Consider the following 15256-nt stretch of genomic DNA (forward strand, 5'->3'; position numbering starts at 1 on the left):
TAGCGTCGTGCCGTGTCCCGCAACCGGACCGAACGCCTGGTCAATCTCGTGATCTGCCTGTTGTCGACGCGGCGCTTCCTGACCGCCGCGCAGATCGCCGCGACCGTACCTGGCTACGAACACGATCCGTCCGACGTCCGTGACCACGAGGCCTTCCAGCGCAAGTTCGAGCGGGACAAGGCGGAGCTGCGCGACCTCGGCGTGCCGCTGGAGACCGGCGCGGCCAGCGCCTTCGACAGCGAACCGGGCTACCGGATCGCCCACCGCGAGTACGCGCTGCCGGAGATCCCGCTGGAGCCGGAGGAGGCCGCCGCGGTCGGCATCGCCGCCCGGCTGTGGCAGCACGCCGGGCTGGCCGCCGCCGCCTCGTCCGGGCTGGCCAAGTTGCGGGCCGCCGGCATCGACGTTGATCCGCAGGCCACCCTCGGGGTGGAGCCGGTGGTCACGGTCGACCCGGCGTTCGCCGCGTTGACCGCCGCGGCCCGCGACCGGCGTCCGGTGACCTTCGACTACCGGGTGCCCAGCGGCGACACCCCCACCCGGCGGCGGCTGCAGCCCTGGGGGGTGGTCTGCTGGCGGGGCCGCTGGTACGTGGTCGGCCACGACCAGGACCGTGCGGCCACCCGCTGCTTCCGACTGTCCCGGGTGGTGGGCGCGGTGCGGCTCACCGGTCGGGCCGGCAGTTTCTCTCCGCCGACCGGCGTCGACCTGATCAGTCACGTCGCCCGTTGGTCGGACCCGGTCGAACGTGCCGGGGTGGCCACCGTGCTGACCGGGCCGGGCCGGGCCGCCGGCCTGCGGCGGGGCGCGGAGTCCTGCGTCCCGGGCCCGGACGGTGACCGGCTGACCCTGCGCTACGCCGAGCCGGAGGCGCTCGCCGGCCAGCTGGCCAGGTACGGCGCCGACGTGCGGGTGCTCGACCCGCCGGAGCTGCGCGAGCTGGTGATCCAGCGGCTGAAGGAAATCGTGGTGGCGCACCAGCCGGCCGGTGCGGAGGTGCGGGGGTGACCACGTCCCGACCGACCGGCTCGCGGGCCTCCGCCGACCGGCTCGCCCGGTTGCTCAACCTGGTGCCCTACCTGCTGGCCCGGCCGGGCGTGGAGATCGCCCAGGCCGCCGCCGACCTGGGCACCAGCGCGCGTCAGCTGCGGGAGGACCTGGAGCTGCTGTGGGTGTGCGGGCTGCCCGGCTACGGTCCGGGTGACCTGATCGACATGGCGTTCGACGGCGACCGGGTGACGATCACCTACGACGCCGGGATCGACCGACCGTTGCGGCTGACGCCGGACGAGGCCCTGGCCCTGGTGGTGGCGCTGCGGATGCTGGCCGAGACGCCGGGGCTGGCCAACCGGGACGCCGTCGAGCGGGCACTGGCCAAGATCGAGGACGCGGCGGGCGAGTCGGCCGGCGCCCCGGTCGCGGTACGCCTGCCCGGAGACACGGCCCGGCTGGACCGGCTGCGGTCGGCGGCACAGAGCGGCCGGGCGGTACGGATCACCTACTACACGGCGGCCCGCGACGAGACCACCGACCGGGTCGTCGACCCGATCCGGGTGCTCATGATCGGCGGTCGGGGCTATCTGGAGGCCTGGTGCCGGCGGGCCGAGGCGGTCCGGCTGTTCCGGGCCGACCGGGTCGACGCCCTGGTTGAGCTGGACCAGCCGGCCGCCGTTCCGCCGCAGGCCGGTCGGCACGAACCCCGGGAGGCCGCGTTCCAACCGTCGCCGGGCCTACCGTCGGTGGTCCTGCGGGTCGGCCGGTGCGGTCGGTGGATCACCGAGTACTACCCGTGCGAGGACGTCCGGGTCGAACCGAACGGGGAGTGGCTGGTCACCATGCGGGTCACCGATCTGGCCTGGGCCCGCCGGTTCGTCCTCGGGCTGGGCCCGGACGTGACGGTGGTCGCTCCGGCGCAGCTGGTCGCGCAGGTGCACGCGGCCGCGTCCGCCGCGCTTGCCGCGTACGCCGTTCCCGGTGGTGCACCGGCTGCGGACCTGTCCGCTAGCGGCTAGTCTGCTCAGGTGCTGACCTGGATCGTTCTCGCCGTGCTGGGATGCGCGCTGCTGGTGCTCGTCGCGGTGGTCCGTCCGGTGCTGACCCGGTTGCCGGCGCTGCGCCGTGCCGCGCTCGCCCTGCAGCGCCGCCAGGACGAAGCGGAGGCGTTGGCGGCGCAGGCCGAGCAGTTGCAGCTGCGGCTGGCGAAGCTGGAGCAAAGCTTGGCGGGGGCCGCCACCACCCGACGCGGGCCGGCCGGGGACCGGCCGGACGGCCGCGGCTGACCGGCCGGTCACGCCGGGCTGGCCTGTTCGGCCAGTGCCTGCGAAGCGCCGGTCAGCGTTGTGCCGTCCGTGGTTGACGGGTCAGTTGATCGTGGTTGAGACTTCACCGACCAGGCCAGATTGACCCGGTCTGGCAGGTGGCGGACCCCGCGAACGCACGTACGATGGGCTCGTCACCACCCGACGCACCGACTGGAGCTATGCCATGCATGCCCTGAAGCCGTGGCACATCGCCGTACTCGTGGTCGTGCTGATCCTGCTCTTCGGCGCCAAGCGGCTGCCGGACGCGGCGCGGTCACTCGGCCGCTCCCTGCGGATCATCAAGGCCGAGACCAAGAGCCTCGCCGACGACGACAAGGACCTCGCCGAGAAGGCCGACGCCCAGCACGGCCGCGCGCCGTACCAGGCCGAGCCGGTGATCGAGCCGACCAGCGTGCATCAGCCGGGCTACCAGCCACCGCCGGCCCCGGCGGCCGATCAGCAGCCACAGCGCGTCCGCGACGCCAACTGACCGGAAAGGTCTCCTGCCGTGGGCTTCGCCCTGCGCCGGCGCGGTCCGAGCAAGTTCGACCGTGCCTCCGACGGCTCGATGACCCTGATCGAGCACTTTCGTGAGCTGCGTACCCGACTGTTCTGGGCCTCGCTGGCGATCGTCGTCGGGCTGATCGTCGGATTCTTCCTCGCCGAACCGGCGTTCCAACTGCTCAAGCAGCCGTATTGCCAGTTGCCCGGCACCGGCGAGACGACCGCAGACGGCACCTGCCGGGAGTTCCTGCAGCTGTCGCCGGCTGACGGCTTCGTCCTGAAGCTGAAGCTGGCGCTCTGGATCGGCCTGATCGTCGGCGGCCCGGTCTGGCTCTACCAGCTCTGGGCGTTCATCGCTCCCGGCCTGCACCGGCACGAACGCAGATGGGCGTACGTCTTCGTCTCCATCGCGGCACCGCTGTTCCTGGCCGGTGCCATGCTTGCCTACTTCGTCGTCGACAAGGGGCTGGCGTTCCTGCTCGAATCCGGCGTCACCGGCCTGTCTACCCAGCTCGAGGTCACCCGGTACATCTCGTTCGTGACCACGATGATCCTGCTGTTCGGGGTCGCGTTCGAGTTCCCGCTGGTGCTGTTGATGCTCAACTTCACCGGCGTGGTCAGCGCACGCCGCCTGCTCAGCTGGTGGCGCGCGGTGGTCTTCGTCTGCTTCGCGTTCGCGGCGGTCGCCACCCCGGATCCCGGCCCGTTCGGGATGACCCTGCTGGCGGCGTGTCTGGCGCTGTTGTACTTCGTCGCGGTCGGGGTGGCGTTCCTCAACGACAAGCGCCGTGGCCGGGGCAAGGAGATCTACGCCGGGATGGACGACGACGAGGCGTCGCCGCTGGACGACGACCCGCAGCCGGTCGCGGTCGCCGAGCGGACCGAGACGGTCACCCCGGTCGTGCCGACCCAGCCGGTGCCGAAAGCTTTGCCGATCGAGCGTCGCTACGACGACATGACGTGACCGGGCCGGTCGGCGGTCCGTCCGCCGTCGTGCCCGGTTCGGTGGCGGTGCTGGCGAACCCGGCGGCCGGCCGTGGCCGGCACTCGGCGGTCCTGCCGCTGGTCCGCGAGGCGCTGGCGGCGACCGGCCGGCCGGTGCCGCTGCTGACCGCCGTCACCGCTGAACAGGCGGCGAGTGCATGCCGGGCTGCGGTGGCCGGCGGCGCGGCGGCACTGGTGACCCTCGGCGGCGACGGCACCGTGCACCTCGCCCTGCAGGCGCTCGCCGGCACCGACGTCCCGCTGGGTCCGGTGCCGACCGGTACCGGCAACGACTTCGCCGCCGACACCGGTTTCCCGGCCGATCCGGCCCGCGCGGCGGCGATCATCGCCGCCGCCCTGCGCGCCGGCCGGAGCCGGCCCGTCGACCTGGCCCGGGTGTCCGCACCGGGCCGACCGGACCGGTGGTTCGGCTCGGTGCTGGCTGCCGGGTTCGACGCGATCGTCAATGAGCGGGCCAATCGGATGCGCTGGCCGGCCGGGCCGCGCCGCTACGATCTGGCGGTCCTGGTCGAGCTGGCCCGGCTGCGGCCGCTCCGTTACCGGATGGTGTGCGACGGCGAGCCGGACGAGTTCGACGCGGTGCTGGTCGCGGTCGGCAACTGCGCCAGCTACGGCGGCGGGATGCGGATCTGCCCAACGGCCGACCCGACCGACGGTCTGCTCGACGTGCTGGTGGCCGGGCCGGTCTCCCGCCGTACGCTGATCCGGATCAAACCGCAGGTCCGAAGGGGCAGTCACGTCGACCATCCGATGGTGCGCAGCCTCCGGGCCCGCCAGGTGACGATCGACGCGCCGGATCTGGTCTGCTACGCCGACGGTGAACGGCTCGGGCCGCTGCCGGTGACCGTCACGGCCGTGCCGGGAGCGGTGCGGCTGCTGCGGTGATCACCGGTCCGGCTCGCCGGTGGCCAGGTCGAGCACGGCGGCGAGTCCGTTGGCCCGACCCGGGTCGGCCGCCGGCAGCACCAGCGCCGCGCAGCCGGCCCGTACGGCGCCCGCGTCGGCCGGGGTGTCGCCCACCATCAGGGTCCGCTCCGGATCGACCCGCAGCATCCCGCAGGCCCGCAGGAAGATCGCCGGGTCGGGTTTGCAGCGGCCCACCTCGTAGGACAACGCCCAGGCGCCGATCAGGTCGGCCAGGCCCCAGGCGGTGAAGTGCGGACGGATGTCGAAGCCGATGTTGCTGACCACGGCGACCGGCACCCCGGCGGCGTGCAGGGCCCGTAGCGTCGCGGCGGTGTCCGCGTACGGCAGCCACCCGTCCGGGCCGAGCAGCCGCTGATAGAGGGCGTCGGCCAGGCCGTCCACCCCGCTGTCGACCGTCGCGGCCAGCCCGGTGTACGCGGCCCGGTGTGCCTGCGGGTACAGATCGCGGTCGGCCCACACCTCGGCCAGCTGCGGGGGGACCCGGGTGGGAAGTGGCCCACCGGCCCGGCCGGCGGTCAGCAGCCGGTCGGCGAGGACGGTAGCCCGCCCCCGGTCCAGGGCCACCCCGCACGCCTCGGCACCCTGGGTGACCCAGCGGACCGGGTCCTCGACCTGGGCGAGAGTGCCGTGGAAGTCGAACAGGACCGCCTCGACCGGGCGGCGTCGGGGCCGGTCGGCCGGTTCGTACCCGGGACCGGCGGATACGTCGGGGCGGGGGCGTTCGGGATGATCCGGCACGCCTGCACCTTATCGAGCCGGCTCGGCGGCCCGGTAGGTTGCCCTAACCCGCGCGGACGCCGCCGCTGCTCGACCATCGGCGCCCGGGAGTGACGAGACCCCTGACCGGGACGCCACCGGCCGGCTGCGATTAATCTTGCGGTATGTCGAGCCCCGCCGAGCGGTACGCCGCAGCGCGCCGCCGGGCCGCGCAGGCCGCCGCCTTTCCCGCGCTCGGGGAGTTCACCCTCGATCTCGGTTTCGACCTGGACGACTTTCAACAGGCCGCCTGCCAGGCCCTGGAACGGGGCAGCGGGGTGCTGGTCTGCGCGCCGACCGGGGCGGGCAAGACGGTGGTCGGCGAGTTCGCGGTCCACCTGGCGCTGCGCGCCGTTACCACGCCGGCCGGTGGTCCACCGCGCAAGTGCTTCTACACCACCCCGATCAAGGCCCTTTCCAACCAGAAGTACCACGACCTGGTCGACCGGTACGGTGCCGCCCAGGTGGGGCTGCTGACCGGGGACAACGCGATCAACGGCGACGCGCCCGTGGTGGTGATGACCACCGAGGTGCTGCGCAACATGCTGTACGCCAATTCGGCCACTCTCGACGGCCTGGCCTACGTGGTGATGGACGAGGTGCACTACCTGGCCGACCGGTTCCGGGGCGCGGTCTGGGAGGAGGTGATCATTCACCTGCCGTCGTCGGTCATCCTGGTGTCGCTGTCCGCGACGGTGTCCAACGCCGAGGAGTTCGCCGACTGGCTCGTCACCGTCCGTGGCGAGACCGAGGTGGTGGTCAGCGAACACCGTCCTGTCCCGCTGTGGCAGCACATGCTGGTCGGTCGGCGGATGTTCGACCTGTTCCATGACGCCGACGCGGCCCGTAAACACGACGTGCATCCGGAGTTGCTGCGCTACAGCCGGGAGATGCTGCGGCGGCTGGAGCTCGGTGACGGCCGTACCCACGGGCCGGGCTGGGGCCGGTCCGGTGGTCGCGGTCCACGTTGGCGTCCCCCGCTGCGGGCGGACGTGATCGAACGTCTGGAGCGGGAGGGCCTGCTGCCGGCGATCCTGTTCGTGTTCAGCCGGGCCGGGTGCGATGCCGCCGTCGCCCAGTGTCTGGCCGCCGGGCTGCGGCTGACCACCCCGGACGAGCGCGCCGAGATCCGTCGGCTGGTGGAGTCACGGCTGTCCAGTCTGCCGGCCGAGGACCTGTCGGTGCTCGGCTACTGGGGCTGGCTGGACGGGCTGGAACGCGGTCTCGCCGCGCACCACGCCGGCATGCTGCCGGCCTTCAAGGAGGTCGTCGAGGAGCTGTTCGTCCGAGGCCTGATCAAAGCCGTGTTCGCCACCGAGACGCTGGCGTTGGGGATCAACATGCCGGCCCGCTGCGTGGTGCTGGAACGGCTGGTCAAGTTCAACGGTGAGGCGCACGTCGACCTTACCCCGGGCGAGTACACCCAGCTGACCGGTCGGGCCGGTCGGCGCGGTATCGACGTGGAGGGCCACGCGGTGGTGGTCTGGTCGCCGGAGGTCGATCCACGGCACGTCGCCGGGCTCGCCTCAACCCGGACCTACCCGCTACGGTCGAGTTTCCGACCGTCCTACAACATGGCGGTCAACCTGGTCGGCACCGTCGGTTTCAACGCCGCCCGGGAACTGCTCGAGTCGTCCTTTGCCCAGTTCCAGGCGGACCGATCGGTGGTTGGCCTGGCCCGGCAGGCGCAGCGCAACACCGAGACGATCGAGGCGTACGGCGTCGAGACGCGCTGCGACCTCGGCGACTTCGACGCGTACTTCGATCTACGGGTGGCGATCGCCGACCGGGAGCGGGAGCTGGCCCGGCAGGGTCAGCAGCAGCGGCGCACTGCGGCGGTCGACTCGCTGGAGCGGCTGCGGGTCGGTGACGTCATCCGGGTGCCGTCGGGTCGGCGGGCCGGGTTGGCTGTGGTGCTGGATCCTGGGGCGGGGGGGTTCGGCGAGCCCCGCCCGCTGGTGCTGACCCAGGACCGGTGGGCGGGCCGGGTGTCGGTCGGCGACTTCACCGTCCCGGCGGAGGTGCTGGCCCGGATCCGGGTGCCGAAGCATTTCAACCACCGGTCACCGGCGGCCCGGCGGGATCTGGCGGCGGCGGTGGCCGGGACGGGCCTGGGTCGCCACGGCGCTCGCCGCCGGGGGCGTGCGCGCGGTGACCGGGACGACGACCGGATGACCCAGTTGCGCGCCGAGTTGCGTCGGCACCCCTGCCACAGCTGTCCGGACCGGGAGGAGCATGCCCGCTGGGCGGAACGACGGCACCGGCTGGCCCGCGACACCGACGAGCTGCGGGCCCGGGTGGCGGGCCGGACCGGATCGTTGACCCGGACCTTTGACCGGGTCTGCGGTCTGCTGACCGACCGCGGCTACCTGACATCCGACGGTACGGTGACCGACGCCGGGCGGATGCTGGCCCGGATCTGGACAGAGACCGACCTGCTGGTCGCCGAGTGCCTGCGCCGAAGTGTCTGGGACGGTCTGGCGCCGGCGGAGCTGGCCGCCGCGGTGTCGGTGGTGGTGTACGAGGCCCGCCGCGACGTCGACGAGCGGGCGGCGCTGCCGCGGGGGGCGGTCACCGCCGCGGTGGATGCCACCACCGCGATCTGGGCCAGCCTGGAGGCCGACGAGGCGGCCGCCGGCCTGGAGTCGACCCGGGAGCCGGATCTCGGCTTTGTCTGGCCGATCTACCGGTGGGCCCGGGGCGAACCGCTGGCCAAGGTGCTGGCCAGCGGGGACAGCCTGGACGGGGAGATGCCGGCCGGGGACTTCGTCCGGTGGGCCCGGCAGGTCGCCGACATGCTCGGACAGCTGGCCCAGGCCCGTGGTGCGTCGTCGCAGCTGGCGCGGACGGCCGCGCAGGCGGTGTCCGCGCTGCAGCGCGGCGTGCTGGCGTACCAGACGACGGGGTGACTGCCGGTCGACGGTCGAACAGCGTGCCGTAGTCGCCGGTACCGGTGGTGCGTCACAATGTCGACACGGCCCGGCGAAACAACCGAACGATCGCTTGCGAAGACCCTTTCCGCTGCTCACCATCGGTCCGGGGAGTACCAGCCTGTGGTTCGGGCCGAAGGGGTGGACGTGGCAGATATCAACCATTTTGAGTATGGCTTCATCACGCCAACGCTGAGTTACGCGTTGTCGGTGCTCGGTTCGTTTCTCGGACTGATCTGCGCCGTGCGGGTCCGGGAGTCGGACACCCCGGGCCGGCGGGCCTGGTGGCTCTCGCTGTCGGCTTTCGCGATCGGTGGCACCGCCATCTGGACCATGCACTTCATGGCGATGCTCGGCTTCAGCGTGGCCGGCACCCAGATCCGCTACGACATCGCGATCACCATCGCCAGCGCGGTGATCGCGATCGCCGCAGTCGCGTTCGGGCTGTTCCTGGTCGGCTTCGGCCGGCCGTCGCTGGTGAAGATCCTGCTCGGCGGGGTGATCACCGGCCTGGGTGTGGCCGCGATGCACTACACCGGGATGGCCGCGATGCGGCTCAACGGCGACATCGACTACGCGCCGGGCCGGGTGACACTCTCCGTGGTGATCGCGGTGATCGCGGCAACGGTGGCGCTGTGGCTGGCGGTCACGGTCCGCCGGCCGCTGGCGATGACCGGATCCGCGCTGCTGATGGGTGTCGCGGTCAACGGCATGCATTTCACCGGCATGACGGCGATGTCGGTGCACCTGCACGAGCCGACCGGCGTGCTCAACGGGGCGACCGCGGCAACCCTGCTGGTACCGATCGGCGTGGCGGTGCTGCTCGTGGTGATCGGCCTGGTGTACGCGGTCCTGTCCGCCCCGACCGAGGAGGACCGGGCGGCGGCGGCATACCTCGACGCGCGGATCGCCGAGCGGCGTAGCGCCCCACAGCCACCGACCCCTGCCCGGCCGAACGGGTTTACCCCGCTACGCAGCGGCTCGAACACCGGTAGTGAACAGAACGCGTCGAGCCGGTCAGGCGGGTTCAACGGGTTCAACGCCTGACCCGCTAGCGTCCGCACCGCCCGACCCGCCGGCGCCCCGTGCCATTGCGTCGACCAGCCGCCGACAGGAGCCCGCAAGGTTCCACCGGTCCGCCAGCTCCATCAACCGGTCGGGGTCGGTCGGTGCGGCGGGCAGCCGCACCGGTTCGACCGCCAGATCGAGGTCCCTGGCTACCCGTACCACGGTCGGTGCGACCGCCAGGTAGTCGCGGGCGGCCGCCAGCCGGGCCCGCAGACCGGGAGCGAACCCGGACCGTGGGTCGTCCAGTGCCACGACCAGCCCGGCAAGATCGCCGTACCGCTGCAGCAGCCGCGCTGCGGTCTTGGCGCCGACGCCCGGCACTCCCGGCAGGCCATCGCTCGGGTCGCCACGAAGTGCGGCGAAGTCGGCGTACCCGGCGGGCGGTACGCCGAAGCGCTGCTCGACGGCCTCGCCATCGCAGTCCTCCAGCTTGGCCACCCCCCGACCGACGTAGAGCAGCCGGACCGGGTGGTCGTCGTCGACCAGCTGAAACAGGTCCCGGTCGCCGGAGACCACCTCGACCGGGCCGGCCTGGCGGGTGGCGAGCGTACCGAGCACGTCGTCGGCCTCATAGCCGGCCACGCCGACCGCCGGCACCCCCAGCGCGGACAGCACGTCCAGCAGTACCGGCAACTGCGGCACCAGGGTGTCCGGGACGACCTCCCCGCCGGTGGGTGCCACCCGGTGTGCCTTGTACGACGGCAGCAACCGTACCCGCCAGGCGGGCCGCCAGTCGTGGTCGAGGGCGCAGATCAGCCGCGCCGGCCGCCGCCGGGTGATCAGCGCGGCCAGCATGTCGAGGAAGCCGCGTATGGCGTTGACCGGTTCGCCGTCGGCGGTGCGGGCGGCGGACTCGGGCACCCCGAAGTACGCCCGGAAGTACAGGCTCGGGGCGTCGACGGCCAGCAGAGCATCGGATCGGTTCACGCGCTACAGCCTCGCACAGCCCGGTGACACCGCTGGTTGTCCGGCACGGCCGTCGGGCCGGTGCGGCAGGCTGCCGACATGAGCTTCCTGCCCGGCCTGGAACTGAGCCGCCGGTTTCACCACGCGGTGGTGGCGCCGGCGATCGCCGCTCGGTTCCCCCGGTTGCGCTACGCCGCGGCCCGGATGGACACCGGTTCGGAGCTGTTCGGGTTCGACACGGAACGCTCCCGCGACCATGACTGGGGCCCGCGGGTGCAGGTGTTCCTCGACCGCGCCGACGCCGGCCTGGCCGACCAGGTGTGCGCCGCCGTCACCGAGGACCTGCCGGCGACCTTTCTGGGCTTCCCGACCAGGTTCGCGCCGGACGCCGACCGCACTCTGGGGGTGCCGGCGCTCGACGGTGCCCGGCACGGGGTGACGGTGACGGACGTGTCTGCCTGGTGCCAGCGGGTGCTGGGCTTCGATCCGGCCGTTGGGCCGGGCCGGCTGGACTGGCTCGCCACCCCGACCCAACGGCTCGCCGAGTTCACCGCCGGGGACGTGTTCCACGACGCCCTGCCGGAGCTGGCGGCCCGGTCGGCCGAACCGACCGGTGGGCTTACCGGTCGTCGTGCGGTTCTCGCCTGGTACCCACCGGACATCTGGCGGTACGTGCTGGCCGCGGCCTGGGCCCGGGTAGCCGGCGAGGAGCCGTTCGTCGGCCGGTGCGGGGAGGTCGGCGACGAGATCGGCGGCGCGGTGGTGACCGCCCGGATCGTGCGGGACCTGATGCGGCTGGCGTTGCTGGTCGGCCGCTGCTATCCGCCGTATCACAAGTGGCTGGGCAGCGCGTTCGCCCGGCTTCCGGACGACGACGGGCTGTGCGCGACGTTGGCTGCGGCGTTGTCGGCGACCGGGTGGAGTGTGCGGCAGCGACGGTTGTGCCAGGCGTACGAGCTGCTGGCGGTGCGGACCAACCAGCTCGCGCTGGCCGCGCCGGTGGAGCCGACGGTACGGCCGTTCCGGGACCGGCCGTTCCTGGTGCTCGACGCGGCCAGGTTCGCTCGGGCCCTGTGGTCGGCGATCGGTGACCGCGAGCTGCGGGCGCTGCCGGTGCTGGGGGCGGTGGATCAGGTCGTCGACCACACCGCGCTGCTAACCGATGTCGCGCGGACCCGCACGGTGATGGGTTGCGTCCTGGGACTGGACCACAACGGGACGCGGCCAAACGAACGTTAAGCTTGTTGGGTGTCGATCGGCACCGCCGGCCCGCCACCGCGGGCCGGCGCCGGCCCGCTCACCATCCTGGAGCGCACCACCATGACCGTCGAACGCGTCCTGCCCACGCCCGAGGCATACGACCTGATCGAGTTGGCCACCGAGCTCGCCGACCGGGAGTTGGCCGGCCGGGCCGCCGAATTCGAGGCACGGGCCGAGTTCCCCCGGGAGGTGGTCCGCACCCTCGGCCGGGCCGGTCTGCTCGGCCTGCCGTTCGCGGAGTCCGACGGCGGCGCGGGCCAGCCCTACGAGGTGTATCTGCAGGTGCTGGAGGTGCTGGCCAGCCGTTGGCTGGCGGTCGCCGAGGCGGTCAGCGTGCACACGTTGTCCTGCTATCCGGTGGCCGAGTACGGCACTGACCGGCAACGGAAGCTGTTGCCGGAGATGCTCGGCGGTGAGCTGCTGGGTGCGTACTGCCTCAGCGAGCCGCAGGGCGGGTCGGACGCGGCGGCGCTGACCACCCGGGCGGTTCGCGACGGGGACGACTACGTGGTGACCGGGACGAAGGCGTGGATCACCCATGCGGCGGTGGCCGACTTCTACAACGTCTTCTGCCGCACCGGCGGACCTGGAACGCGGGGCATCTCGTGCCTGTTCGTCCCGGCCGGCACCGCCGGCGTGCTGGCGCAGCCGGCGGAGCGCACCATGGGCCTGCGCTCCTCCCCGGTCGCCCAACTGGTGTTCGACCAGGCCAGGGTGCCGGCGGAGCACCTGGTGGGTGCCGCGGGCTCCGGCTTCGGTGTGGCGATGTCCGCGCTGGCCGCCGGCCGGCTGGGGATAGCCGCCTGCGCGGTCGGGCTGGCGCAGGCGGCGCTCGACCACGCGGTCGGTTACGCCCGGCAGCGGGAGCAGTTCGGCCGGCCGATCATTGACCTGCAGGGGCTGGGGTTCCTGTTGGCGGACATGGCCACCCAGGTGTCGGCCGCTCGGGCGGTGACCCTGGCCGCAGCCCGGTTGCGCGACGCCGGTCGGGCGTACGCCGTCGAGGCGGCCAAGGCCAAACTGTTCGCCACCGACGTCGCGATGAAGGTCACCGTTGACGCGGTTCAGGTGCTCGGTGGGTACGGCTACGTGGCCGACCATCCGGTGGAGCGGTACCTGCGCGAGGCGAAGGTGCTGCAGATCGTGGAGGGGACGAACCAGATCCAGCGGGTGGTGATCTCCCGGGCACTGGCCCGGTGACGGTAGGTTTCTCGCCGTGGAAGAGACCGATCGGGCTATCGTCGCCGCGCTGACCACTGACGGCCGGGTGTCGTACACCGAGCTGGCCGAGCGGGTGGGCCTGTCGGTGTCGGCGGTTCATCAGCGGGTACGCCGGCTGGAGCAGCGCGGGGTGGTCAACGGCTACACCGCCCGGGTGTCGTACGAGGCGGTGGGGCTGCCGTTGAGCGCGTTCGTCGCGATCCGGCCGTTTGACCCGTCCCAGCCGGACGACGCCCCGGAACGGCTGTCGCATCTGGCCGAAATCGATTCCTGTTATTCGGTGGCGGGGGAGGACTTCTACCTGTTGCTGGTCCGAGTGGCGAGCCCGGCGGACCTGGAACGGCTGTTGCAGGAAATCCGGACGGCGGCGAATGTCACCACCCGGACGACGGTGGTGCTGTCCACCCCGTACGAGTCACGTCCGCCGAAACTCGTCTGAGCCTGTCGCCTGGTCTGCCCGGCTGCCGGGAAGCCCTTCCTGCCGTCCTAGGACGCTCTAGACGCTGTGCTTGCACAACCCCACACATCAACAACCCGGCAACCACACCGACCGCCGCACCGTTTGAAGCCCACGACGCCGGGCATGCAGGAAGCACGGACGGAAACCGTTCGGTCAGTACCGCGATAGGAGTGATCGACCATGGGCATGACCGACAAGGCGCGCAACAAGGCCGAGGAGCTCAAGGGCCAGGCGAAGGAGCGCTACGGCGCGGCGACCGACAACGAGCAGATGCGGGCCGAGGGCGCCGCCGAGGCGAGTAAGGCGCGGACGAAGGACGCGGGGGAGCACGCAAAGGACGCCGGCCGCAACGTACGGGACGCGTTCAGCGGCTGACGAGCAGCGGGCCGGATCAGCCGGTGGTGGTCGTCCGTTGCCGGGACCACCACCGCTGTCCGGACTCCGGAAGCGTGTCGATCGGGTCGTAGTACGGGTAGCGCCGCCCCAGATCGTCGGAGCTGTCGAGTGAGGTGCGGTAGTTCTTGGTCCAGTAGGAAATGCCGTGCTCCCGGTCGTACTCGGTGAGCATGTGCACCCACCGCTTGCCGACCAGTGGCACGTCACACACGATCCGCGGGGTGGCAAAGCCTGGCAGATAACCCATCAGGTCGTGCTGCAGCTGCTGCGCGGTCCGGACCGGGACCCGCCAGTGTTCGGCGTTGGGGATCATGTCGCAGAGATAGAAGTAGTACGGGAGGATGCCGGCTTCGCCCTGGAGCGCGAAGCAGAGGTCGAGGAGACTGTGCAGGTCGGCGTTGACCCCGCGCATCAGTACTCCCTGGTTGCGCACGTCGCGGATGCCCACGTCGAGCGCGGTCTGGGCGGCTCGGGCGACCAGCGGGGTGAGTGACTGCACGTGATTGACATGGGTGTGGATGGCAAGGTTGACGCCGCGACTGGCGGCGGTGCGGGCGACACGCTCCAGGCCGGTCACGACATCGGGCTGCAGCCAATGCTGGGGCAGACCCATCAGCGCCTTGGTGGCCAGTCGGATGTCGCGGATGCTGTCGATGTCCAGCAGGCTCTGTAGGTAGCTCTCGAGATGCCGCCAGGGGAGGTTCGCCACGTCGCCGCCGGAGACGACGACGTCGCGGACTCCGGGGTGCCCACGTAGGTAGTCGAGATGAGCCTGGTAGCGGTTGGTGGGCTTGAGGGTCAGGCGGAGTTTGTCAACGGTCGGGGTGGAATTGCCGACCAGGTCCATCCGGGTGCAGTGCGCGCAGTACTGCGGGCAGGTGGCGAGGAGTTCGGCGAGGACCTTGGTCGGGTAGCGGTGGGTCAGTCCTTCCGCCACCCACATGTCGTGTTCGTGCAGGGAGTCGCGGCTGGCGTACGGGTGGGACGGCCAGTCGGTCCGGCGGTCGCTGGCCAGCGGGAGCATGTAGCGCCGGATCGGGTCGGCCCGCAGGGAGTCGGTATCGGGTGCGCTTGCTGGCACCATCGTGTTGATCATCTGCGGGGTGACCAGCATGGACATCGTGGCGTGTCGGCTCTGGTCGGCGTCGAGTTCGGCGTAGAAGCCGTCGCCGACGAGGTCGCCGAGGACGGCGTGCAGTTGGGCGACGGTCTTGACGCAGTGGGCCCGTTGCCACTGGGCGGACTGCCACTGGTCGGGGGTGACGTCGCGCCAGCCGGGTAGTCGTTTCCAGTCGGGTTCGACGAGTTCGCGACGCTGGTATTCGTACGGTTGGGGCGGCGTCGGGCTGGTTCCGGGGCTGTCCGCCGAGATGGGTTGCGGCATCGGTCCTCCTGGCTCGGTGCGTCCGGTGGGGCGTACCGCACTCCTGGATAATTTCCTGTGTGTTGACTATTCTGCCGTAAGTCTTCCGGTCCTGCTAGGTGCAAGGTGGTGATTCGGTTGTCGATCGGCGACTCCGGTG

General features: G+C 71.7%; 15 protein-coding genes. 12 read left to right on the top strand and 3 right to left on the bottom strand.

Features of this window, described 5'->3' with window-relative positions; translation table 11 throughout:
* The first annotated feature begins 12 nt into the window (after window positions 1–12).
* The 6 genes from O7621_RS20225 (at window position 13) to O7621_RS20250 (ending at window position 4694) form a co-directional block, all read left to right on the top strand.
* Window positions 13–1008 (top strand): WYL domain-containing protein, encoded by a 996-nt coding sequence (locus O7621_RS20225; protein WP_282230690.1) that lies wholly within the window; start codon window positions 13–15, stop codon window positions 1006–1008.
* On the top strand, window positions 1005–2012 hold the full coding sequence (locus tag O7621_RS20230; protein WP_282230691.1) for a YafY family protein: 1008 nt from the start codon (window positions 1005–1007) through the stop codon (window positions 2010–2012). Before O7621_RS20225 ends, O7621_RS20230 begins: the two co-directional genes overlap by 4 nt.
* A 9-nt stretch (window positions 2013–2021) precedes the next feature.
* Window positions 2022–2279 carry a hypothetical protein gene (locus O7621_RS20235; RefSeq protein ID WP_282230692.1) on the top strand — a complete coding sequence of 86 codons (258 nt, stop codon included), beginning with the start codon at window positions 2022–2024 and terminating at the stop codon, window positions 2277–2279.
* Between the two features lie 205 nt (window positions 2280–2484).
* Complete coding sequence (tatA, locus tag O7621_RS20240; RefSeq protein ID WP_282230693.1) at window positions 2485–2790, top strand: Sec-independent protein translocase subunit TatA; 306 nt, start codon at window positions 2485–2487, stop codon at window positions 2788–2790.
* 18 nt (window positions 2791–2808) lie between these two features.
* Entirely contained in the window at window positions 2809–3768 is a 960-nt protein-coding gene (tatC, locus tag O7621_RS20245) for a twin-arginine translocase subunit TatC (protein WP_282230694.1), read from the top strand.
* Window positions 3765–4694: a diacylglycerol kinase family protein gene (locus O7621_RS20250; protein WP_282230695.1), complete on the top strand. Its 930-nt coding sequence runs from the start codon at window positions 3765–3767 to the stop codon at window positions 4692–4694. Before tatC ends, O7621_RS20250 begins: the two co-directional genes overlap by 4 nt.
* On the opposite strand, the gene O7621_RS20255 is transcribed toward O7621_RS20250, so the two are convergent.
* On the bottom strand, window positions 4695–5474 hold the full coding sequence (locus O7621_RS20255; protein ID WP_282230696.1) for an HAD family hydrolase: 780 nt from the start codon (window positions 5472–5474) through the stop codon (window positions 4695–4697).
* 143 nt (window positions 5475–5617) lie between these two features.
* On the opposite strand from O7621_RS20255, the gene O7621_RS20260 reads away from it, so the two are divergent.
* Both O7621_RS20260 and O7621_RS20265 read left to right on the top strand, forming a co-directional pair.
* Window positions 5618–8401: a DEAD/DEAH box helicase gene (locus O7621_RS20260; RefSeq protein WP_282230697.1), complete on the top strand. Its 2784-nt coding sequence runs from the start codon at window positions 5618–5620 to the stop codon at window positions 8399–8401.
* Window positions 8402–8569: 168 nt separating this feature from the next.
* Window positions 8570–9469: an MHYT domain-containing protein gene (locus tag O7621_RS20265; protein WP_282230698.1), complete on the top strand. Its 900-nt coding sequence runs from the start codon at window positions 8570–8572 to the stop codon at window positions 9467–9469.
* On the opposite strand, the gene O7621_RS20270 is transcribed toward O7621_RS20265, so the two are convergent.
* Window positions 9440–10417: a 5'-3' exonuclease gene (locus tag O7621_RS20270; RefSeq protein WP_282230699.1), complete on the bottom strand. Its 978-nt coding sequence runs from the start codon at window positions 10415–10417 to the stop codon at window positions 9440–9442. The two genes, O7621_RS20265 and O7621_RS20270, sit on opposite strands and share 30 nt — an antisense overlap.
* A gap of 78 nt (window positions 10418–10495) precedes the next feature.
* On the opposite strand from O7621_RS20270, the gene O7621_RS20275 reads away from it, so the two are divergent.
* From O7621_RS20275 to O7621_RS20290, 4 genes are all read left to right on the top strand, one after another.
* Window positions 10496–11635 carry a DUF4037 domain-containing protein gene (locus tag O7621_RS20275; protein ID WP_282230700.1) on the top strand — a complete coding sequence of 380 codons (1140 nt, stop codon included), beginning with the start codon at window positions 10496–10498 and terminating at the stop codon, window positions 11633–11635.
* Between the two features lie 81 nt (window positions 11636–11716).
* Entirely contained in the window at window positions 11717–12856 is a 1140-nt protein-coding gene (locus O7621_RS20280; protein ID WP_282234670.1) for an acyl-CoA dehydrogenase family protein, read from the top strand.
* Window positions 12857–12872: 16 nt separating this feature from the next.
* Window positions 12873–13316 carry an Lrp/AsnC family transcriptional regulator gene (locus O7621_RS20285; RefSeq protein WP_282230701.1) on the top strand — a complete coding sequence of 148 codons (444 nt, stop codon included), beginning with the start codon at window positions 12873–12875 and terminating at the stop codon, window positions 13314–13316.
* Between the two features lie 201 nt (window positions 13317–13517).
* The gene (locus tag O7621_RS20290; protein WP_123601535.1) at window positions 13518–13712 is read left to right on the top strand and encodes a CsbD family protein; all 195 of its coding nucleotides are present in this window, start codon (window positions 13518–13520) and stop codon (window positions 13710–13712) included.
* A gap of 16 nt (window positions 13713–13728) precedes the next feature.
* Here the strand turns inward: O7621_RS20290 and O7621_RS20295 are convergent, their stop codons facing one another.
* On the bottom strand, window positions 13729–15117 hold the full coding sequence (locus O7621_RS20295) for a lysine 2,3-aminomutase (protein ID WP_282230702.1): 1389 nt from the start codon (window positions 15115–15117) through the stop codon (window positions 13729–13731).
* Between the last annotated feature and the right edge of the window lie 139 nt (window positions 15118–15256).

It is taken from the genome of Solwaraspora sp. WMMD937 (assembly GCF_029581175.1).
Lineage (GTDB): Bacteria > Actinomycetota > Actinomycetes > Mycobacteriales > Micromonosporaceae > Micromonospora_E.